Origin of the sequence: endosymbiont of Riftia pachyptila (vent Ph05), assembly GCF_000224455.1 — a bacterium.
In the GTDB taxonomy this organism is placed as follows: domain Bacteria; phylum Pseudomonadota; class Gammaproteobacteria; order Chromatiales; family Chromatiaceae; genus Endoriftia; species Endoriftia persephonae.
In genome coordinates this window covers 18762-38663 of record NZ_AFOC01000025.1, presented here as the reverse complement: position 1 = coordinate 38663, position 19902 = coordinate 18762, and the positions used below count along the sequence as shown (strand labels likewise).

Here is a 19902-nt window from a genome sequence, read left to right as displayed (position 1 = left end):
CACGAGGCGATATTCGGTGACATATTCCGGGTTGAATTCAATCTGAATCTTCACATCCTTGGCCACCGTCTGCAGGGTGGCACCCAGCTCTCTCACCAACACCTTGCGCGCCTCCATCAGGCTGTCGATGTAGGCGTAGTTACCATCGCCCTGATCGGCGAGTTGTTCCATCAGATGGTCGTTGTAGTTGCCACCGCCAAAGCCGAGGGTGGTGAGGGCGATGCCTGCCTGGCGCTGCTGCTTGATCAGGTCGATCAACGCCTGATGGTTGACCGTGCCGACGTTGAAGTCACCGTCGGTGGCCAGGATGACCCGGTTGATGCCGCCCTCAATAAACGCCTCACGGGCCTTCGCGTAGGCGAGCCGGATCCCCGCACCACCGTTGGTTGAGCCGCCCGCACTGAGTTGCTGTAGGGCCTGTTCGATGGTCGCCCTCTTGTTGCCTGGGGTAGGCTCTAACACCACCCCAGAGGCCCCGGCATAAACCACCAGACTGACCCGGTCATCCGCATCCAGACTGCGACTGAGCAGACGCAGCGAGCGCTTCAGCAGCGGCAGTTTGTCGGGCGAGTGCATGGAACCAGAGACATCCACCAGAAACACCAGATTGGCGGGGGGCATTTCGGACTGCCTGGGCTGCCAAGCTTTGATGCCGATACGCAGAAGCTTTGTCTCCGGGTTCCAGGGGTTGGCAACAACCTCGGTGGTAATACCAAACGGGGTGTCACGCTGTTCCGCTGCCATATCCTCATAATTGAAGTAGTTGATCATCTCCTCCACCCGCACCGCGTCCATCGGTGGCAGGCGCCCCTCGTTGAGGATACGCCGCAAATTGGCATAGGAGGCGCTGTCCACGTCGATGCTGAAGGTAGAGACCGGGAACTCCGCCGCCCGTTTCAGGGGGTTGTCTTTGAAGTGGGCATAGTTTTCCCGATCAAGCGGTTCCGAGGGCGGACGAACGCTGGCATTGATGCCTGCGACCGGCTGGGCCATCAGCTTCATCTCATAGCGCCTCTTTGCCGGATCGGGCAGAAGCTGCTGAGGTTGATCCGCCATCACTTCCTCCATCTCGACCAGCGAGGGATGAACGGCAGTACTTTGGGGGCGTGAGGCCCGTTCTGAATTATGGATAGTGCAGGCCGCCAGCAATGAGAGGCTGAACACGGCAACGATGGGTTTGAGTTTCATGGCTTTCTCCTTACCTGTTTTGATTAGATCCATCCGTTAATACGGATCAGCTGGGGAGATGGGGTTAAATCGACCTCATTGATCCCTCAGCACTATCTCATAGGTGAAAAACAGCCAGAGGAACCCTGAAATCCCGGCAAGAAAAGAGGCAAAAATCATCCCGGTTTTGGCCATCAAAAAATCCTAAGCATGGAGGGTAAAGCAGTGAGCGCCGCAATCGCACACAGCATGAGCAGTACACCACTGGTGGTCTGGCGATGAATAAATGCATCGAGGGGTGTTAACACAGGGTCAAAGGCCTTTTCCCATGGAGCGACATACTCTTTTTCGATCAGTTTTTTCATCAAAAAACATCAGATGTGGATAACACTGGAAGTCCATCAGACTTGGTTTTGCACCTCAACGTGATCAGCAAATCCGGCACCTGCTTCCGTGTAGATGTTAAACACAGCGGTTGCACCGGACTGGCGTAATTCCTCCTCATCATCCGGATACCTTGCCGTCGCGGCAATACGTCCGGGGAAAGAGATCTCCCGCAGCTGTTCCAGGGCATCCAGGTTGGCTGCCAGATTTGGCAGCGCCAGCATGACGAGTTCGATACTGTGGTCTTGCTCTATCTTGTCCCAGAAGTCCGCATCGCTCGGGTCACCATGCAGAACATTGCGTCCCACCGACTGGTGTCTTTTGGTCAACTCGGCATCAAAGTCGATGCCAACTACAGTCTCACCATGCAGTGCACGCATCTTGTCGTAAGCACCGCTGCCAACTCTGCCCATGCCAAAGATAGCGATGGTTGCACCGAGCGTATCCAACAGCATGTCATCCGGAAGCCTCTCTTTGCGTTGAAACCTCATCCAGAAACTTCTGAATTGACCGTAAATTTTGTTATCTATGCTGTTTAATGGCGCTGCTAAAACATAGGAGAGGGAGAGTGCGATAGCGATAACGACCAACCACTCGCTATCCAGCCAACCATTGGTTACGCCAATCGCGGCAACGATCAAGCCGAATTCACTGTAGTTGGTCAGGCTCAGTGTCGCTAACAAGGAAGTCCGTGCCCGCAGTTTGAAACGGGTCATCAGAGCAAAAAAGAGCGCTGATTTAGCGAAGACAAAGGGTACAAGCAAGCCACCGATAATCAACGCCTCCAGCGAGAGCTGGCCTGACATGCCGATAGCGAGGAAGAAGCCCAGCAGGAACAGGTCCTTGAAACCCAGCATCGACTTGGCCATTTCCTTTGACTTGGGGTGGGTAGAGATCAACACCCCCATGACGAGCGCCCCCAGATCGTCCTTCACTCCAACCAGCTCAAAGAGTTCGGCTCCGCCCAGGGCCAGAACCAGGCCGTACAGAATCAACAGTTCACCATGGCCGGTTTTTTGCAGCAGATGGTGTAACAGTGGTCGTAACGGAATAAGTAGAAACAGCAGTAGCGCCCAGAGTGAAGGGAACTTCCCTGCCGATGCTGCCAGAAAGATGACCGCAGCCAGGTCCTGCATAACCAGGATGCCGATAGCGATCCGTCCATGCAGGGACTTAATCTCCCCTTTCTCTTCCAGCGACTTGACCACAAAAACGGTGCTGGAGAAGCTCAATGCAAAGGCAAGCATCAGCGAAAGCTTGAGATCCAGGCCGGAGAAGAGTGGCGCACTCATCAAGGCCAGACTAAATATAACCGCGCCAAAGAGGGCAATGATGATTGAGATATGCAGCACCGTCACTAACCAGACCTGCGGCCTTATCAATACCTTCAGGTTCAGCTTCAGGCCAACGGTGAACAGCAGCAGAGTGATGCCCAGATCAGCAAGCTTTTCCAGCATCTCTCCGCTTGCGATACCCAGATAATTGAGCACGAAACCGGTTGCCAGGAAACCCACCAACGGCGGCAGACCAATCAGTCTTGCCAGGAAGCCTAGAAAAAAAGCCAGGGATATCCAGGCAACATCTCCCAGCGCGATAGCGACCCATTCAAAATCCATGGATTATCCCAGAAAGAACAGTTGGACAGGTTTATCCCAAGGGCACTTGCTGCAGAGCGCAGAGGGCGGTGTTGCTACAGCTAAACCGATCGCTTCAGCATCAGTTCCCGGATCAGGCCAATCGCGCGGGTCGGATTGAGTCTTTTGGGACAGACATCGACACAATTCATGATGGTGTGGCAGCGAAACAACTTGTAGGGGCCTTCGAGCCCATCGAGCCGATCGACCTCCGCTTGGTCGCGGCTGTCGGCAAGAAAGCGCCAGGACTGTAGCAGTGCTGCCGGGCCGAGGAATTTATCGGGATTCCACCAGAACGAGGGGCAGGCGGTGGAGCAGCAACCGCAGAGGATGCATTCGTAGAGCCCGTCGAGCCGCTCGCGCTCTGCAGGCGACTGCAGCACCTCCACTTCCGGTATCGGCTCGTTGCGGATCAGGTAGGGCTTGACCATGCGGTACTGCTTGTAGAAGGCCGCCATATCCACCACTAGGTCACGGATCACCGGCATGCCCGGGAAGGGGCGCACCTCCACTGGCTCCTTCAGCCCGGTCAGCGGGGTGATGCAAGCCAGACCGTTGCGGCCGTTGATGTTCATGCCGTCGGAACCGCACACCCCTTCGCCGCAGGAGTGGCGGAAGGTCAGAGACTCATCCTCTGCCTTGAGCCGCAGCAGTGCATCGCGCAGCATCATGCCCGGAGCGACCTCCTCCAGCTGGTACTCCTGCATGTAGGGGGCCTGATCCTGCTCCGGGTTGTAGCGGTAGATTCTGAATCGCATGCTCGAAAGCCCCTCTTCAGTAGACACGCGGCTTCGGCGGAAAGCTCTCCACCGATAGGGGTTTGGTTCGGACCGGCTTGAACTCAAGCTGGTCATCCTGCAGGAAGTAGAGGCTGTGCTTCAGCCAGTTGGTATCGTCCCGCTCCGGGTAGTCAACCCGGGAGTGGGCGCCGCGGCTCTCCTGGCGCGCCTCGGCCGCCATCATGGTGGCCATCGCGATATCCATCAGATTCTCCAGCTCCAGCGCCTCCACCCGGGCGGTGTTAAAAACCTTGCTGCTGTCGTGCAGTCGCACCTCGGCCATACGCCTGCGCAGCTGTTGCAGCGCCTCGATCCCTTCGTGCATCACCTGTTCGGTCCTGAACACACCGCAGTGGCTCTCCATCACCCGTTTGAGATCGCTGCTGAGCTGGTCGACACGCTCACCATCACCCGCCTGGTCCCAGCGTTGCAGCCGTGCCATCGCTGCTTCCAGACTGCTCTCGCTCATCGGGCGGTGGAAACGGTTCTGTTTCAGATAGTCGATGATGCGGTTGCCGGCGGCGCGGCCAAACACCAGGATATCGAGCAGCGAGTTGCCGCCCAGCCGGTTGGCGCCGTGAATCGAGACACAGGCGCACTCTCCCGCGGCATAGAGCCCGGGGATCGCCTCCTCCGGCCCCTCCCCTACCGGCACCACCACCTCGCCGAAGCGGTTGCTGGGGATGCCGCCCATCACATAGTGGGCGGTGGGAAACACCGGGATCGGTTCAGAGGCGGGGTCAATGTGCAGGAAGGTACGGCAGGTGTCGCGAATGCCCGGCAGCCGCTTCGCCACCACTGCCTCTCCCAGATGGTCGACTTTGAGCAGCACATGATCCTTGTCCGGCCCGCAGCCGCGTCCCTCGCGGATCTCAGTGGCGATGGAGCGGCTGACCACGTCACGACTCGCCAGGTCCCTGGCGCTGGGAGCATAGCGCTCCATGAAACGCTCACCCTCGGCGTTGATCAGATAACCGCCCTCGCCGCGCGCGCCCTCGGTGATCAACATTCCCTTGCCGGCAATGCCGGTGGGATGGAACTGGAAAAACTCCATATCCTGCAGCGGGATGCCGGCACGCAACGCCATCGCCATGCCGTCGCCGGTGTTGATGTGGGCGTTGGTGTTGGTGCGGAACAGCTGACCGCAGCCGCCAGTGGCGATCAAGGTGGTCTTGGCCTCGATCAGCAGCGGCTCGCCACTGGCGATGTCGAGCACCAGCGCACCGAGGATCACCCCCTCATCGTCGCGGATCAGATCGATGGCGAAGTACTCATCGAAAAAGTGGGTCTTGGCGCGAATATTCTGTTGGTAGAGGCTATGCAGGATGGCGTGGCCGGTACGATCAGCGGCGGCACAGGTGCGCGAGGCTTGAGCCCCACCGAAGTTCTGACTCTGGCCACCGAAGGCGCGCTGGTAAATGCGGCCGTTATCAAGCCGCGAAAAGGGCACGCCAAAGTGCTCCAGCTCATAGACGATATTGGAGGCGGCGCGGCACATATATTCGATGGCATCCTGGTCGCCCAAGTAGTCGCTGCCCTTCACCGTGTCGTACATGTGCCAGTGCCAGTTGTCCGCCGAGACATTGGCCAGGGCGGCATTGACTCCACCCTGGGCGGCAACGGTATGGGAGCGGGTCGGAAAGACCTTCGAGACCACCGCCACCCGCGCCTCGGCCTCCGCCAGCTGCAGCGCGGCGCGCAAGCCTGCGCCGCCAGCCCCCAGGATCAACGAATCAAAGTGTCGGCGCTGCAGTGACATGGCATCTCCTTAGGTTAAGCGGTGACCACAAGCAGTATGCGCTAATACCCAGAAGCCCCAGGCGATCAGCATCACCGCAACACCAGTGAGCATCGCCAGCCTAAGCAGGTAGGGGTGGACATAGTCAAGCACCACATCGCGGACCCCGACCCAGGCGTGCACCAGCAGCGCCAGCGCGAACAACAGGATCGAGCTATTGACCCAGGGACTGGCAAGAAACACATGCCACTCGGCATAGGATTGGGGCGGCATGACGATAAAGTAGAGAAGCAAAAGCGGTGTGTAGAGCCCCAGATAAACCGCACTAATCCGCTGAAACAGCCAGGCTTGCAGCCCCGGCATCTGACGACTCATAGTAATACCCCCAGCAACAGTGCAGCGAACAGCCCGCTAATCAGCACCAGCCGGGCCAGGCCCGCGCCTGCTGCCGCGCCACGCCGATCTCCATATCGATCAGCAGGAAGCGAATCCCCGCCAGCAGATGGTGCAGCAGGATCCACAAAAGCAAATAAAGCAGGAGTTGCGAGAACGGGTGGCGAAACAGTTCAAGCGCCTGGGCAAAGCCCTCCTCACCACTCGCCGAGAGACTCAGCAGTTTTACCAGCAAGGGAATGGAGAGAAACATCAGCACCCCGGTCAGCCGATGCAAGATCGACACCACGGCGGTGATCGGCATATGAATCTGCAGGAGATTGAGAAAAACCGGTCGTTTGTTGTTATCGACCATTCGCTCTGTTTTTTTGGATCTAGCCAAGGATTGGACCAAGTATAGTCAACAGACCAAAAATGGGTGGCAAACCCATAGCCTATCTCGCCCGCACTGAAGCCAACGCTGTCATGTTCAACAGCCCTCGCACGGTGATCGATGGGGTGACGATGTGGGCCGAGCCCGCCGCCCCGACCAACACCGGACCGATGGTGATGCCATCACCCAGCACCTTGAGCATGTTGAAGGCGATATTGGCAGCATCCTGATTCGGCATCACCAGCAGATTGGCCGCCCCTGCCAACCCGGAGTCAGGGAAACGCAGAGTGCGCAGGGTGGCATCCAGCGCCAGATCCGCATGCATCTCGCCATCGATCTCCAGCTCCGGCAGATTTGTGCGGACGATCTTCAACGCCTGCTGCATCTTGCGTGAGGAGCGCGAATCGTGACTGCCGAAGTTGGAGTGGGAGAGCAGTGCAGCCTTGGGTTCAACACCAAACCAACGCACCTCGTCGGCGCAGAGTCGCACGATCTCGGCAATATCCTCCGCCTCAGGTTCCTCCTGCACATAGCTATCTGTGATAAACAAGGTGGCGGAGTCGAGCACCAACACGCTCATGGAGGTGAGTTTTTTCACCCCATCGGCGGGGCCGATAATGTCCTGAATCTTCTCCAGATGGTGACGATAGCGCCCCACCAGACCGCAGATCAGCGCATCTGCATCTCCCTCCAGCAGCAACATCGCGGCAAGCACGCTGGAGTTGGTCCGCAACAGCTGGCGCGCCTCGGTGGGCGACAGCCCTTGCGCGCCATAATCTGGAACAGCCGCTTGCAGTAATCTGGGTAGCGGGGGTGATCTTGCGGGTCGACCAGCTGCAGATCCCGGCCGATCTCGAGCGCCAACCCCAGCTCACGAATACGCCGTTCCACCACCGCACGACGGCCGATCAGAATCGGCCGGGCGATGCCCTGCTCCACCACCTGGGGGATCAGCTGCAGCACTTTCGGCTCTTCGCCTTCGGCATAGACCACCCGCCTCGGCTCACTGCGGGCCGCATCGAACACCGGCTTCATGGTCATGCCAGTGCGGAACACCTGCTGCTGCAACCCCTCCCGATAGGCCTGCAGATCAGCGATCGGGCGCTGTGCCACACCGCTCTCCATCGCCGCCTCGGCCACCGCCGGGGCGATATGCTCTATCAGCCGTGGATCGAAGGGTTTAGGAATCAGGTAGTCCGGACCAAACTGCAGCTGCTGACCGCCATAGGCCGACTGCACCACATCCGAGGCCTGTACCTGGGCCAGTCCGGCGATCGCCCGCACACAGGCCAACTTCATCACGGTATTGATCTCGCTGGCACCGCAGTCGAGGGTGCCGCGAAACAGGAAGGGAAAGCAGAGGACATTGTTAACCTGATTCGGATAGTCGGAACGGCCGGTGGCAATCAGCGCATCGGGGCGCACCGCCCTGGCCTCATCGGGCATGATCTCCGGCACCGGATTGGCCAGCGCCAAGATGATCGGCCGCTCCGCCATCTGCTGCAAAAACTGCGGCTTCAGTACCCCACCGGCAGAAAGGCCGAGAAAGATATCGGCTCCCGGCATCACCTCTTTCAGGGTACGCGCGCCAGTGTCAATGGCGTAACGAGCCTTGTAGGGGTCCATCTCCTCCTGCCGTCCCTGATAAACCACCCCGGCGATGTCAGTCACCACGATGTTGGCCTTATTCATCCCCAGGCCCACCAGCAGATCGAGGCAGGCCAGCGCTGCCGCGCCGGCGCCTGAGGCCACCAACCGCACCTGCCCGATATCCTTGCCCACCAGCTGCAGGGCATTGAGGATCGCCGCGCTAACCACGATCGCGGTGCCATGCTGGTCGTCGTGGAAGACCGGGATCTTCATGCGCTGCTTCAACCCCTCCTCAATGATGAAGCAGTCAGGGGCCTTGATATCCTCCAGGTTGATGCCGCCGAAGGTCGGTTCCAGGCCGGCGACGATCTCGATGAAACGCGCGGGATCGGTCTCATCTACCTCAATATCAAACACATCGATATCAGCAAACTTCTTGAACAGCACCGCCTTGCCTTCCATCACTGGCTTCGAGGCGAGCCCGCCGATGGCGCCCAGCCCCAGCACTGCGGTGCCATTGGTGACCACCGCCACCAGATTGCCGCGGGCGGTGTAGTCGGCGGCCTTTGCAGGGTCGGCGGCGATCTCCCGGCAGGGCTCGGCTACCCCCGGCGAGTAGGCCAGCGAAAGGTCCAGCTGGTTGGCAAGTGGCTTGGTCGCCTTGATCTCGAGCTTTCCAGGGCGGGGGTAACAGTGGTAACGCAGCGCACTGTTGAGGCTGTCCTCTGACATGGGGTGGTCCTTGCTGTTTTCTGAAGCCGTTGGGGCATGGGGCGGATTGCGATTATCTGTCCCACAGGATAGCAGTCAGATCATAGAAAAAAGTGCAACTTTTCCCACCTCTATTGCGGGGAAATTGAGTACCCCAAGCCCCCATTTCCTCAGTAACGGATGGTTTATCTGGCGTCCACCTTCAGGTGTCATTGGGGCCTCAAAAAGATTGCAGCGCCACAGCCAATAGTGCGTTGAATCACCCAGAATTACCGCTGGCAACGCATCACTCTGGTTGTCACCTATTCAGATTAAAAAGGGAAAACACCATGTCAGACAAGGCCACCCTCACCCTTGACGGGGAGCAGTATGATCTGCCTCTGGTGATAGGTTCAGAAGATGAACCGGCCATCGATATCAGCAGCCTGCGCGCCCGCACCGGATACATCACCCTCGACCCAGGCTACGCCAACACCGGCAGTTGCCAGAGTTCGATCACCTATATCGATGGCGAGAAGGGCATTCTGCGCTACCGGGGCATCCCCATCGAGCAGTTTGCCAACGGCCCGAACTTTATTGAGGTGGTCTGGCTACTGATCTGCGGCCATCTGCCGACCACCGAGGAATACACTGACTTTGCCCGAGATCTTACCCTCCACGCCAACCTCGACGAGGGCATGAAGAGCCACTTCGATAGCTTCCCCCGCACGGCCCCGCCGATGGCGGTGCTCTCCTCCATGATCAACACCCTCTCCTGCTTCCACCCTGAGCTTCTGGAGCTAGAGGACACCGAGCAGTTCCGCATGGCGGCGGCTCGGTTGATCAGCAAGATCCGAACCATTGCCGCCTACGCCTATCGCCATTCAACCGGCCAGCCTTACATCTACCCCGATCCACACCAGCGCTATGTGCATAATTTTCTGCACATGATGTTTTCCCAGCCCTACGACCAGTATGTCTGCGACGATCTGGTGCGTGACGCACTCAATCTGATCCTGATCCTGCATGCCGATCACGAACAGAACTGCTCTACCTCAACAGTGCGTATGGTCGCCTCCAGCGGTGCCAACCTGTTCACCTCCTGCTCTGCCGGCGTCGGCGCACTCTGGGGCCCACTGCACGGCGGTGCCAACGTGGCGGTCATGAACATGCTGGAGGAGATCCACAAAGGCAACATGACCCCGGAGGCGTATGTAAATCTCGCCAAGGATAAGGAGAGCGGCGTGCGCCTGATGGGGTTTGGCCACCGGGTCTACAAGGATTTCGATCCACGCGCCAAGGTGCTCAGGGAGGTGGCGGAACGGTTGTTCTCCCAGCCAGGAAAGAAGGATCCACTGCTCGATATTGCTCGTAAACTCGAGGAGATAGCCCTGCAGGATCCCTACTTCATCGAGCGTAAACTCTATCCCAATGTAGACTTCTACAGCGGTATCATCCTGCGCACCATCGGCATCCCTACCAGCATGTTTACAGTAATATTTGCGATGGGGCGTCTGCCGGGCTGGATCGCCCACTGGTGGGAGCAACGGCGCGACGCCAACAGCCGCATCTCACGTCCACGGCAGATCTATACCGGGAATGGCCTGACCGACTATGTGGAGATGCCCAGTCGCAAAATCTGACCTATCAGATTAGGAGCGCCGCAAACGGCGCTCTTAGTCGCTTCATGATGTTGCCCTAGGAAGCAGATAGCGCCCCCACGGGAGTGCTAAGCGGACCTTTGATGGAGGCAACAAACTCTTTCAGCGCCTTGAAGGTCTCCTCCGGCAAATCTTCAAGGTTATCCAGCGCAATGCCGGGGCAGGATTCAGCTGCCCAAAGTCAACAAAAGCTATGCAACACGCCGAACCTATCTAAGATTGCCATCGTTTACATGAGAACAGATAGGCTCTCACTGACTTATAACGCATGCCTCTATGCTATGCTCGGAAGACCACAGAGCCTGTTGTACGGATAAATGGCACTACTGTTCTTCTATCTCTTTCTGGCCCTCTTCGTCTCCTTCCTATGCTCCATTCTTGAAGCGGTTCTGCTTTCAATCACACCCAGCTACATCGGTTCACTGGACGACAGTACTCCGCATAAAAAACCTCTGCTGAGGCTTAAAAGCAATATCGATAACGCCATCTCATCCATCCTGACCCTCAACACCATCGCCCACACCATGGGGGCTGCCGGTGTCGGTGCCGAAGCAGCCCAAATCTTCGGTATCCAGTGGCAAAGCCTGATCGCTGTTATCCTCACACTGCTGATCCTCTACCTCTCCGAGATCATCCCAAAAACCATCGGTGCAACCTATTGGAGAGAACTGGCGAAGCCCACCACCTATATCATCGCGTTTCTCATCAAGGCGATGGCCCCGCTGTTGTGGTTGTCGGGCCAGATTACCCAGCGTATTCAGAAACCAGAGAGTAACGGCCTGACCCGGGAAGAGATCTCAGCGATGGCTGAGATCGGTGAGCAGAGCGGGATTCTGGAAGAACATGAGAGTCAGCTGATCGAGAACCTACTCTCTCTCAAGCAAGTTGCGGTTAAGGATATCCTGACACCCCGCAGCGTGGTATTCCGCCTCGACGCCGACCGCAACATCGAATCCGCACTGGAAAAGCCCGAGGTCTTCATCTATTCCCGAATCCCCGTTTACGAGAAAGATCCGGACTCAATCATCGGCATGGTCTTCGCACGAGATATCCTGAAGGCCACCTCTCTCGAAGATCAGACTCATGCCCCCTTGCGCAGCCTGATGACAGCGCTACACCAGGTGCCGAGGGAGATGCCCGTTTACTATCTGCTCGACCTGTTCATCAAGCGCCGGGAGCACCTCTTTCTGGTGCATGACGAATATCGTCAGTTTTCCGGCATCGTCACCCTCGAAGACACCATTGAAACGCTACTTGGGCGGGAGATCATGGATGAAGTGGATCAGGTAGCGGATATGCAGCAGCTCGCATTGGAAAAAGCTGCCCGCTGGAAACAGCAACAGTCCGGTCGCTAGGGCCTGTTAACCCATAAAGGGAAGGGGTAACGGCTGACTTTTCTGGCAAAACAGGCTAGTCGTACTGACGGATCGTCCATTCGCACCCTATCTGGGTTTCACCAGCATCACCACCCACCATTGTTCCGGTCAGGGTGAGAAACATGCCTGCCCTGCCATAAGCATTTCCAAGCTCCCGGGACAAGACAAACTCAGGCTCATCCCGTTTTTTGTATTTAACGGATATGACCAGGTTGCTGTCATCACTATTATCTGACGTATCCTCTTGCTGTTGCTCGGGCTGTTTGATTTCGTGAGACGACTCAGCTGCTGCCGGTTTCTCAAAAGAACTGATAAACCGGGCGCAATCCTCGATAAACCCAGACGGGAATTCAACACCCTTGTTGCCAGTCTGGCCGTCATGCGTAGGACGTTTATAAATGCAGGTCTTGTCTTGATCACAGCTGAGCCCTTTGATCTGTTCGCTATAATCGAACGCCCAAGAGGACGAAGAGAGGATTAGGGACAAGGATGCGATAAATGTGGTTGGTCTCATCTTCAGCCTTCCTGCTGGGATATCTCTGCTAGAGGCGTTCCCTCAGCCTGATCCGCCATTTTAGGTACAATTGGCCGCAAAGCTAAGAGCTGGATCAGCAATATTCCGTGTCAATCATCCCATTTTAACCCGCCCTGCAACTTGCAGGTCCACGCGCCCAGCCAGTCCGCTCAGGTGACTTTGAGCTGTAGCAGCTCTTCACCATCCTCATCGGAAAGATGCACCGCGCAGGCGATACAGGGATCGAAGCTATGGATGGTGCGCAGGATCTCCACCGGCTGTTTGGCATCGGCTAGTTGATGGTTATCCTGTAGCGCCGCCTCATAGGCACCAGCCTGATCTTGCGCATCCCGCGGTCCGGCATTCCAGGTGCTGGGAACCACCGCCTGGTAGTTGCTGATCTTGCCATTTTCGATCACCACCCAGTGGCCGAGGGCACCACGCGGCGCCTCCATGAAACCAACCCCCTTACACTGGTTTGGCCAGGTGGAGGGATCCCACAGAGCCTCGTTAAAAGTTTTGGTATCACCAGCCTTGATGTTGGCGATCAGCTGGTCGTACCAGCCCTGCATGGCATCGGCCAGTATCTTGGTCTCCAGGGTCCGGGCAGCGGTGCGACCAAGGGTGGAGAAGAGCGCACGCACCGGCAGGTCCAGGGTTTTCAGGGTCATATTGACCAACTCTTGAGTCTGCTCGTGGCCCTTGGCATAGAGCATAAGCACCCGCGCCAGCGGCCCCACCTCCATCGGTTTGCCCTTCCAGCGCGGCGATTTCATCCAGGAGTAGGCCTGCTCCACATCGAGTTGTTTGTAGGGCGGCTTGGGGCCTGTGTAGTTGAGATTAGTCTCGCCGTCGTAAGGGTGCTTGGGCTGCTCCTTGCCATCGCTGTAGTCGTACCAGGAGTGGGCCACAAACTCCTGGATCTCATCTGAGTTGTTCATGTCGAGCGGATGCACGGTGGAGATATCCCGATCGAGGATCACCCCAGCGGGGAAGAAGTAGCTGTCGGGATCGTCCATGCTGGTGCCCGGCAGATCACCGTAGCAGAGAAAGTTGCCGAGGCCCTCACCACGCTCGCCCCACTCCTTGTAGAAGCCGGCGATAGCCAGAGTGTCGGGCAGATAGACCTGATCGACGAAGCTGCGCATCTTGTCGATCACATTCTGCACCTGGGCCAACTTCTTCATGTTGATGGCTGAATCGGAGTTGAGATCGATGGGTGAAGCGGTGCCACCGACCAGGAAGTTGGGGTGCGGATTCTTGCCACCGAAGATGGTGTGCAGTTGCACCACGTCACGCTGCCAGGAGAGCGCCTCCAGATAGTGAGCCACCGCCATCAGATTGGCCTCCGGCGGCAGCTTGTAGGCGGAGTGGCCCCAGTAGGCCTTGGCGAAGATGCCGAGCTGGCCGGCTTCGACAAACCCCTTCAGCTTCTTCCGCATATCTGCGAAGTAGCCGGGGGATGCCTTCGGCCAGTTGCTCAACGACTGCGCCAGCTCCGAGGTCTTCGCCGGGTCAGCGGAGAGCGCGGAAACCACGTCCACCCAGTCGAGCGCATGTAGGTGGTAGAAGTGCATCACATGATCGTGGATGTATTGGGCACCGATCATCAAATTGCGGATCAACTGGGCGTTGGGCGGGATCGGGTAGTTCAGTGCATTCTCCACCGCGCGTACCGAGGCGATGCCATGCACCAGGGTGCAAACGCCGCAGATGCGCTGTGCATAGGCCCAGGCGTCGCGCGGATCACGCCCACGCAGGATCAACTCGATGCCGCGCACCATGGTGCCGGAGGAGTAGGCGCTGGCGATCTGATCGCCCTCCATCTGCGCCTCGATACGCAGGTGACCCTCGATGCGGGTTATGGGATCAACGACGATTCTTTCAGCCATTTTTTTCATCTCCTGCTGGTGCGGTTTCCACACACAGTTCAGACTGTCGCCTGACCTACTTATCCTCGACCAGGTGATCCGCCAGCATCTCAGTCAGACCGACCACCGGCAGCTCCATGTTGTACTCCTCGATACCATCTTCCAGCATCAGGCGGCAGTTGGCGCAGGCGGTAACCAGCCGATCCACCTGCAGCTCATCGAGCTGGCTCTTCTTTCTCTGAAACACTTTGAGACGCAAGGCATCCGCCCGCTCATTGGCGCTGACACCGCCGCCACCGCCACAACACCAGTTCATCTCTCGGTTATCATGCATCTCGACGAAGTTGGCGGCGACCTGATTGAGCAGGTTGCGCGGCTGCTCCAGCACCCCCCCTTTTCGCACGATCTGACAAGGATCGTGGAAGGTCATACGCGCTGACTCCATCCCTTCAGTCTTCAGCCGACCACTGGCACGCAATTCATCCAACAGTTCAAGGATATGCACCACCTTGAAGGGATAGGAGCGGCCGATCAGATTGGGTCCCTCCCAGCGGATCGCGGTGTAGGCGTGGCCGCACTCGGGGCTGATCACATATTTCACTTTGAGCTTCTCAGCACCGGCTACGACCCGGGAGACCAGTTCCCGGGCGATGTCGCTGGAACCGATCTGGATACCAGAGTTGGTCGCCTCGAAGGCCTCGGAGCAGAGGGTCCAGCTCAGATCCACCTGCTTGAAGATCTTCGCCAGTGCCTCGATATACTCAGGGAAGTTCATGATCTCCATGGAAGAGAGCAGCGCCATGTAATCAGCCCCCTCCACATCCACCGGGATGCTCAGACCGGTATCGGCTTCGATATGGCGAATCTGTGCCGCCAGCGCCGGAAACTTCACCCCCATCGGGCTACCGATCTTCACCGCGCGGGTGCTGGCATCTCTCATCCCCTCCGGGGCGTTGCCGGAGGCGACAAAACCCTCGCGAGCGCGGCGGATCATGTAGGCGATGTCGTTGCCAACCGGGCAGACCATGGAACAGCGCCCGCAGAGTGTGCAACTGTCGTAGATCAGCGGCTCCCACGCCTCGAGCATCGCATCGTCCACTTTTTTACCAAGGCCGATGGTGCTCTTGATGCGCCCCCAGAGTGTGAACTCCTGCTCCCAGATGAGGCGGAATGGCTCCAGCTTGTGGATAGGCGTATAGCGCGGATCGCCTGTCTCGGTGTAGAAGAGGCAGGCATCAGCACACATGCCGCAACTGACGCAGCTGCTGAAGAAGACTGCAGTCGGTGCATCCATCTGCTCACGAAAGGCGTTGAGCCCCCGTTCTAGGGTGGCCTTGCTCATGACTTCACCCCCCTGCGGCCGGCCATGGCGCCGTTGTACCAACGGGCAAACAGGATGGTGAATACGTGCATCAGCTTGGTAAAGGGAAACACCACCATCAGCAGCTCCACACTCAGAATGTGCAGCCCCAGCACCAACGGGTAGGGATCAATCAACCGGTGGAAGGCCAAGTAGCCTGTCAGCATCGGCAGAAAGGTCAACAGCCAGATCAGATAATCCTCGGTACCACTGAGAAAACGTTTTACCGGGTGGGTCAGGCGATCCACCAACATCGCCATCAGTGTCACGATGGTGATGACCGCCACTGCATCAACCAGATGATTTGGCAGGCCGGGCCACTTCAAGCCAAACACACTCTTGATCAGCTCAATGTGGGGGACAAAAAAGAGCAGGCAGATGAGGAACCCGATATGCCAGGCATAACCACCGATCACCGTGAAAGGGGAACGTCTGAAACTGCCAGGATCCGGTAGGGAGCGGCTGAAAACCGTGCGCATGCCCGGACCAAACTCACTGCCACGCGGTTCGGCAAAGTCCGGTTTTCTTCCAAGGAGAAAGATCTCCAAAAAGTGCACCACCACACCGATGACAAACACCGCCAGAGCCAGATCAAATCCCGGCCCCTTAACCCACAGAAGAAAATCGATCTGAGTGCTCATGACGATTTTTCCAGATCATCCACGCTGACTGTTTCATGTTTCGCCACTGCCTGGGCCTGCTGACTCCGATTGAGCGCGCCCGCGACCGCACCGACAGCAAGGCCGGCGGCTACCGAGTAGGCGGCATTTCTGGCGATATCGCTGTCGGGAATGGAGAGTGCCTTATAGAAGCCCCCGCCATCCCAGAAATCGGGTTCGGAGCAACCCAGACAGCCGTGTCCCGACTCCACCGGCCAGCTGGTGCCCTGATTCCACTTGGCAGTGGCGCAGGCGTTATAGGTGCTCGGACCCTTGCAGCCGAGGCGGTAGAGGCACCAGCCCTTGCGTGCGCCTTCGTCGTCAAAGGTTTCGGCAAACAATCCCTTATCGTAGAAGGGCCGACGGTAGCAACGGTCGTGGATGCTCTTGCCATAGAAGACCTTGGGGCGTCCCAGCTCATCCAACTCCGGGATCGAGCCGAAGGTCAGAAAGTGCGCCAGCACACCGGTGATCACCACCGGAATCGGCGGACAGCCTGAGACGTTGATCACCGGTTTGTCCTTGACGATCTCAGAGACCGCCACCGCTCCGGTCGGGTTGGGATCGGCATGCGGCAGACCGCCAAAGGCGGCGCAACTACCCACGGCTATCACAGCGGCGGCACCGGCCACCGTCTCCTGCAACATATCGAGATTGCTGATACCGGCAATGGTGGAGTAACCAGGGTTCTTTAGCGGAATCGAGCCATCGACAACTACCAGGTATTTACCGGCATTCTCGTGCATCGCCGCTTCGCGGGCCGCCTCCGCGGCATCACCTGCCGCGGCCTGTAGTGTGTGATGGTAGTCGAGGGAGATATGGTCAAAGATGAGGTTTTCCAGGGTGGGTGCGTGGCTGCGGGTGAGGGACTCGGTACAGCCGGTGCACTCCTGGAAGGAGAGCCAGATTACCGATGGACGTCTGGCCTTCTCCAGGGCCGCAGCAACCGCCGGCACCATCGAGGGCGGCAACGCCATCATCGAGGCTGTAGCAGTGCAAAACTTCAGAAAACCCCGCCGCGACACCCCTCTGAGCCGCAGGCTTTCGCCCAGTGTTTTTATTTCAGCCATCACACTCGCCCCTCTGTCACGCCTTCTGCCCCACCCCCTCGGCCGGAGCAGACAGCTGTTCGCTTAATCGGATTAGGGAATCGGAAATATCCATCGCCTGGGACTTGAGGATCTCGGGGATGGTGGTGATCTCGACCTGCAGGGCGATAACTTCACCCGAGGCGTTTTTGTGCTCGACGACCCAGACCCCGGCAAAGCTGCTCTCGTAGATGGTGCTGCTACCCAAGCTGTCGAGACTGGCCTCAACCTCCCCTTTTCCAAGGGTACCCAGCAGCCGCTGCTGGTCACCGGGAGCGAAGGGGATCGATCTCAGATCGATAGTGGTGGATCTGCCCTGTCGCTGCAATTCGTTGAGGGCATGGAGAATTTCATGCAGCAAGGGAACCACGTTGCCATGACTTTCCGGCAACACTCCAGGTGATTCAACTCGAACGTCGATGCCCCCTAACTGCGCCACGGTACACTCCTAAAGCGACCTTGCAACCTAAGCATATCTCCAGAATAAACCCTTCATACTGACGCAGATCAGGAATTGATTAACTTCTAATCTGCCCCTCGAGTATGCCTAATACCCTTGCCAGTAACGGGGAATTCCCATCTGCTGAGTATAGTCAGAATCCGCTCAATTGCGGGTTCAACTGCGGCCTCAACCGGTGGACTCAGTCGCTCCCCCCACTCCATTGAGGCCGGCTCTATACCCACCAGGCAGCACTGCTCTGGCAATTGCTCTGAGAGCCGTGAGATATCGAGCAGATCTCCTAGGCTCACCTCATGCACACTTTGGCGGTTGCCACTGAGATAGCGATCCATCTCCAGCCCACAAAAGACGCCGATCTCACCGGGCTCGGCTTGCATACGGGCAGCATCCACCACCACCAGGCCATCAGCCCTGGCGATCGGCTCCGCCAGGGTGAAGCTGAGCGTCCCCCCATCCAGACACTCCAGCCCGACCTGTTCACCGAGCTGCCGGCGCAGCCGCTCCACCAGTTGCACTCCCACCCCCTCATCGCTGAACAGTAGATTGCCGATCCCCAGGATCAAAACGTTTTCGATTGACATGCATGGACTCCTGGCGAGAATGGGATTGAACCGTTACGCGGCCTGGCCGTCATAAATCTATCGCAGGAGCGAACCATCCGCCATGTGCCTCGGTATCCCCATGCAGATCAAATCGATCGACGGCTTCACCGCCCGCTGTGAAGCCAAAGGTATCGAGCGCGATGTCAGCCTCTTCATGCTACAGCACGAGACCCTGCAGCCTGACGACTTTGTTGTGGTCCACGTCGGCTATGCAATTCAGAAAGTAACACCTCAAGAGGCCCGCTCCGCCTGGGAGATCTACGACGAGATGTTGAGAAAACTCGATCAGGATGCATGAACTTGCAGTCTGCCAGGCACTGATGCGGCAGGTCGATGAGATAGCGACCCGTGAAGCTGCCGAGCGTGTTACCCGAATCATCCTGCAGATCGGCCCCCTCTCCGGGGTGGTGCCAGAACTGCTGCAACAGGCTTTCACCATCGCCCGCACCGGCACTGTCGCAGAGACGGCAGAACTGGTAACACAGACTCAACCGGTCAGGGTCCGCTGCACTATCTGCGGTGCTGAGAGCGATGCCACTCCCAACCGACTTTTATGTGGCGCATGCGGCGACTATCGGACACAATTGATCGGCGGTGATGAGCTACTGCTGGCGAGCCTGGAGCTCGAGCGGGCCGACAGCAAATAAGCTTCGTCCCCGCTGGCTGGACAATGATTGGAGCGGACTGGAACAACCCGAACTTAAGGACAGGATGAGATAACCATGTGCGATACCTGTGGCTGCAATGTAACTGAGAGCAACCGTCACCTGATCGAAGAGGATGGCAAACACGCCCACACCCAGGACGGCAGCAATGCGGTTGAGGTGCTGGAAAATCTGCTCAGCGAAAACGATCGCCAAGCGGCCCACAACCGTCACCACTTCGACAGCCACGGCGTACTCACTATCAATCTGATGTCCTCCCCCGGCAGTGGCAAGACCAGCCTACTCGAGGCCACCGTGCAGGCCCTGGGTGGTGAGTATCGTATCGGTGTGATCGAGGGCGACCTGGAGACCGAAAACGATGCCGAGCGGCTGCGTAGGCTTGGTATCGAAGCGGTACAGATCACCACTGGCACTGCTTGTCATCTGGACGCCCACATGGTCCACAATGCCTTGCACGATCTGAACCTGAGCCGCTTCGACATCCTCTTCATCGAAAACGTCGGCAACCTAGTATGCCCCGCCAGTTTCGACCTGGGCCAGCACCTCAATGTAGCGCTGCTCTCGGTCACCGAGGGCGACGACAAACCGGCCAAATACCCGGTGCTGTTCCGTCCGCCGACAACATCGTGATCAGCAAGGCCGATCTGCTGCGCTACCTGGACGACTTCAGCCCGGAACGTGCCGAAACCGCGATCCGCAACCTGGCCACCGAGGTCCCCATCATCACCCTCTCGGCCAAGAGCGGCTCCGGACTCGACGAGTGGCTCGACTGGCTCCACAGCGAGGCTAACAAACAGCTGGAACGGGTGGTATTGGGCGAGACCCTGACACCAAAGATCCAACTGGAAGGGGCGAAACTGCACTCCCACAACTGATTCATCACGCCAACTGGAGGGTG

General features: G+C 58.0%; 18 protein-coding genes and 2 pseudogenes. 5 read left to right on the top strand and 15 right to left on the bottom strand.

Going from position 1 to position 19902, the window contains the following annotated elements; translation table 11 throughout:
- The 8 genes and pseudogenes from RIFP1SYM_RS05590 to RIFP1SYM_RS05560 all read right to left on the bottom strand — a co-directional run.
- Positions 1-1188, bottom strand: a 1188-nt coding sequence (locus RIFP1SYM_RS05590; RefSeq protein ID WP_039959815.1) for a vWA domain-containing protein, incomplete at its 3' end; no start/stop codon positions are given.
- Positions 1189-1361: 173 nt separating this feature from the next.
- Positions 1362-1532, bottom strand: a complete 171-nt coding sequence (locus RIFP1SYM_RS17360; RefSeq protein WP_010088833.1) for a hypothetical protein — start codon at positions 1530-1532, stop codon at positions 1362-1364.
- A 36-nt stretch (positions 1533-1568) separates the two neighbouring features.
- On the bottom strand, positions 1569-3167 hold the full coding sequence (locus RIFP1SYM_RS05585) for a cation:proton antiporter family protein (protein ID WP_005960751.1): 1599 nt from the start codon (positions 3165-3167) through the stop codon (positions 1569-1571).
- 80 nt (positions 3168-3247) lie between these two features.
- Positions 3248-3943, bottom strand: a complete 696-nt coding sequence (locus tag RIFP1SYM_RS05580; protein WP_006475858.1) for a succinate dehydrogenase iron-sulfur subunit — start codon at positions 3941-3943, stop codon at positions 3248-3250.
- A gap of 16 nt (positions 3944-3959) precedes the next feature.
- A complete protein-coding gene (gene sdhA / locus RIFP1SYM_RS05575) occupies positions 3960-5723 on the bottom strand; it encodes a succinate dehydrogenase flavoprotein subunit (protein WP_005960749.1) in 1764 nt (587 codons plus the stop codon).
- 9 nt (positions 5724-5732) lie between these two features.
- Entirely contained in the window at positions 5733-6077 is a 345-nt protein-coding gene (gene sdhD, locus RIFP1SYM_RS05570; RefSeq protein ID WP_005960748.1) for a succinate dehydrogenase, hydrophobic membrane anchor protein, read from the bottom strand.
- Between the two features lie 40 nt (positions 6078-6117).
- The gene (gene sdhC, locus RIFP1SYM_RS05565) at positions 6118-6450 is read right to left on the bottom strand and encodes a succinate dehydrogenase, cytochrome b556 subunit (RefSeq protein ID WP_240992023.1); all 333 of its coding nucleotides are present in this window, start codon (positions 6448-6450) and stop codon (positions 6118-6120) included.
- A 79-nt stretch (positions 6451-6529) separates the two neighbouring features.
- Positions 6530-8790 (bottom strand): annotated as a pseudogene (locus tag RIFP1SYM_RS05560) (NADP-dependent malic enzyme).
- A 308-nt stretch (positions 8791-9098) separates the two neighbouring features.
- Between RIFP1SYM_RS05560 and RIFP1SYM_RS05555 the strand changes: the two are divergent.
- Both RIFP1SYM_RS05555 and RIFP1SYM_RS05550 read left to right on the top strand, forming a co-directional pair.
- Positions 9099-10391, top strand: a complete 1293-nt coding sequence (locus RIFP1SYM_RS05555) for a citrate synthase (protein ID WP_006475476.1) — start codon at positions 9099-9101, stop codon at positions 10389-10391.
- A 335-nt stretch (positions 10392-10726) separates the two neighbouring features.
- On the top strand, positions 10727-11764 hold the full coding sequence (locus RIFP1SYM_RS05550; RefSeq protein ID WP_005960742.1) for a CNNM domain-containing protein: 1038 nt from the start codon (positions 10727-10729) through the stop codon (positions 11762-11764).
- 55 nt (positions 11765-11819) lie between these two features.
- Here RIFP1SYM_RS05550 and RIFP1SYM_RS05545 read toward each other — a convergent pair whose 3' ends face one another.
- From RIFP1SYM_RS05545 to RIFP1SYM_RS05515, 7 genes are all read right to left on the bottom strand, one after another.
- On the bottom strand, positions 11820-12299 hold the full coding sequence (locus RIFP1SYM_RS05545) for a hypothetical protein (protein WP_010086938.1): 480 nt from the start codon (positions 12297-12299) through the stop codon (positions 11820-11822).
- A 170-nt stretch (positions 12300-12469) separates the two neighbouring features.
- Complete coding sequence (locus RIFP1SYM_RS05540; RefSeq protein ID WP_039959813.1) at positions 12470-14191, bottom strand: nickel-dependent hydrogenase large subunit; 1722 nt, start codon at positions 14189-14191, stop codon at positions 12470-12472.
- A gap of 55 nt (positions 14192-14246) precedes the next feature.
- Complete coding sequence (locus RIFP1SYM_RS05535) at positions 14247-15512, bottom strand: (Fe-S)-binding protein (protein WP_006475472.1); 1266 nt, start codon at positions 15510-15512, stop codon at positions 14247-14249.
- Positions 15509-16171, bottom strand: a complete 663-nt coding sequence (locus tag RIFP1SYM_RS05530; RefSeq protein WP_005960739.1) for a hypothetical protein — start codon at positions 16169-16171, stop codon at positions 15509-15511. The genes RIFP1SYM_RS05535 and RIFP1SYM_RS05530 overlap by 4 nt, the downstream gene beginning before the upstream one ends.
- On the bottom strand, positions 16168-17259 hold the full coding sequence (locus RIFP1SYM_RS05525; protein WP_006475471.1) for a hydrogenase small subunit: 1092 nt from the start codon (positions 17257-17259) through the stop codon (positions 16168-16170). The genes RIFP1SYM_RS05530 and RIFP1SYM_RS05525 overlap by 4 nt, the downstream gene beginning before the upstream one ends.
- 16 nt (positions 17260-17275) lie before the next feature.
- On the bottom strand, positions 17276-17716 hold the full coding sequence (locus RIFP1SYM_RS05520) for a hydrogenase expression/formation C-terminal domain-containing protein (RefSeq protein ID WP_005960737.1): 441 nt from the start codon (positions 17714-17716) through the stop codon (positions 17276-17278).
- Positions 17717-17802: 86 nt separating this feature from the next.
- On the bottom strand, positions 17803-18318 hold the full coding sequence (locus RIFP1SYM_RS05515) for a HyaD/HybD family hydrogenase maturation endopeptidase (protein WP_005960736.1): 516 nt from the start codon (positions 18316-18318) through the stop codon (positions 17803-17805).
- A gap of 82 nt (positions 18319-18400) precedes the next feature.
- Here RIFP1SYM_RS05515 and RIFP1SYM_RS05510 point away from each other — a divergent pair, with 82 nt between their 5' ends.
- From RIFP1SYM_RS05510 to hypB, 3 genes and pseudogenes are all read left to right on the top strand, one after another.
- Complete coding sequence (locus RIFP1SYM_RS05510; protein WP_005960735.1) at positions 18401-18637, top strand: HypC/HybG/HupF family hydrogenase formation chaperone; 237 nt, start codon at positions 18401-18403, stop codon at positions 18635-18637.
- Positions 18630-18986 (top strand): hydrogenase maturation nickel metallochaperone HypA/HybF, encoded by a 357-nt coding sequence (locus RIFP1SYM_RS05505; protein ID WP_005960734.1) that lies wholly within the window; start codon positions 18630-18632, stop codon positions 18984-18986. Before RIFP1SYM_RS05510 ends, RIFP1SYM_RS05505 begins: the two co-directional genes overlap by 8 nt.
- Before the next feature lie 75 nt (positions 18987-19061).
- A pseudogene (gene hypB, locus RIFP1SYM_RS05500) lies at positions 19062-19879 on the top strand (hydrogenase nickel incorporation protein HypB).
- The last annotated feature ends 23 nt before the right edge of the window (positions 19880-19902 follow it).

Coding starts and splice junctions, on each gene's coding strand:
- sdhD (WP_005960748.1), bottom strand. CDS start 6,077: ATGAGTCGTCAGATGCCGGGGCTGCAAGCCTGGCTGTTTCAGCGGATT.
- sdhA (WP_005960749.1), bottom strand. CDS start 5,723: ATGTCACTGCAGCGCCGACACTTTGATTCGTTGATCCTGGGGGCTGGC.
- RIFP1SYM_RS05545 (WP_010086938.1), bottom strand. CDS start 12,299: ATGAGACCAACCACATTTATCGCATCCTTGTCCCTAATCCTCTCTTCG.
- RIFP1SYM_RS05550 (WP_005960742.1), top strand. CDS start 10,727: ATGGCACTACTGTTCTTCTATCTCTTTCTGGCCCTCTTCGTCTCCTTC.
- RIFP1SYM_RS05585 (WP_005960751.1), bottom strand. CDS start 3,167: ATGGATTTTGAATGGGTCGCTATCGCGCTGGGAGATGTTGCCTGGATA.
- RIFP1SYM_RS05530 (WP_005960739.1), bottom strand. CDS start 16,171: ATGAGCACTCAGATCGATTTTCTTCTGTGGGTTAAGGGGCCGGGATTT.
- RIFP1SYM_RS17360 (WP_010088833.1), bottom strand. CDS start 1,532: ATGAAAAAACTGATCGAAAAAGAGTATGTCGCTCCATGGGAAAAGGCC.
- RIFP1SYM_RS05510 (WP_005960735.1), top strand. CDS start 18,401: ATGTGCCTCGGTATCCCCATGCAGATCAAATCGATCGACGGCTTCACC.
- RIFP1SYM_RS05580 (WP_006475858.1), bottom strand. CDS start 3,943: ATGCGATTCAGAATCTACCGCTACAACCCGGAGCAGGATCAGGCCCCC.
- RIFP1SYM_RS05535 (WP_006475472.1), bottom strand. CDS start 15,512: ATGAGCAAGGCCACCCTAGAACGGGGGCTCAACGCCTTTCGTGAGCAG.
- sdhC (WP_240992023.1), bottom strand. CDS start 6,450: ATGGTCGATAACAACAAACGACCGGTTTTTCTCAATCTCCTGCAGATT.
- RIFP1SYM_RS05540 (WP_039959813.1), bottom strand. CDS start 14,191: ATGGCTGAAAGAATCGTCGTTGATCCCATAACCCGCATCGAGGGTCAC.
- RIFP1SYM_RS05555 (WP_006475476.1), top strand. CDS start 9,099: ATGTCAGACAAGGCCACCCTCACCCTTGACGGGGAGCAGTATGATCTG.
- RIFP1SYM_RS05505 (WP_005960734.1), top strand. CDS start 18,630: ATGCATGAACTTGCAGTCTGCCAGGCACTGATGCGGCAGGTCGATGAG.
- RIFP1SYM_RS05525 (WP_006475471.1), bottom strand. CDS start 17,259: ATGGCTGAAATAAAAACACTGGGCGAAAGCCTGCGGCTCAGAGGGGTG.
- RIFP1SYM_RS05515 (WP_005960736.1), bottom strand. CDS start 18,318: ATGTCAATCGAAAACGTTTTGATCCTGGGGATCGGCAATCTACTGTTC.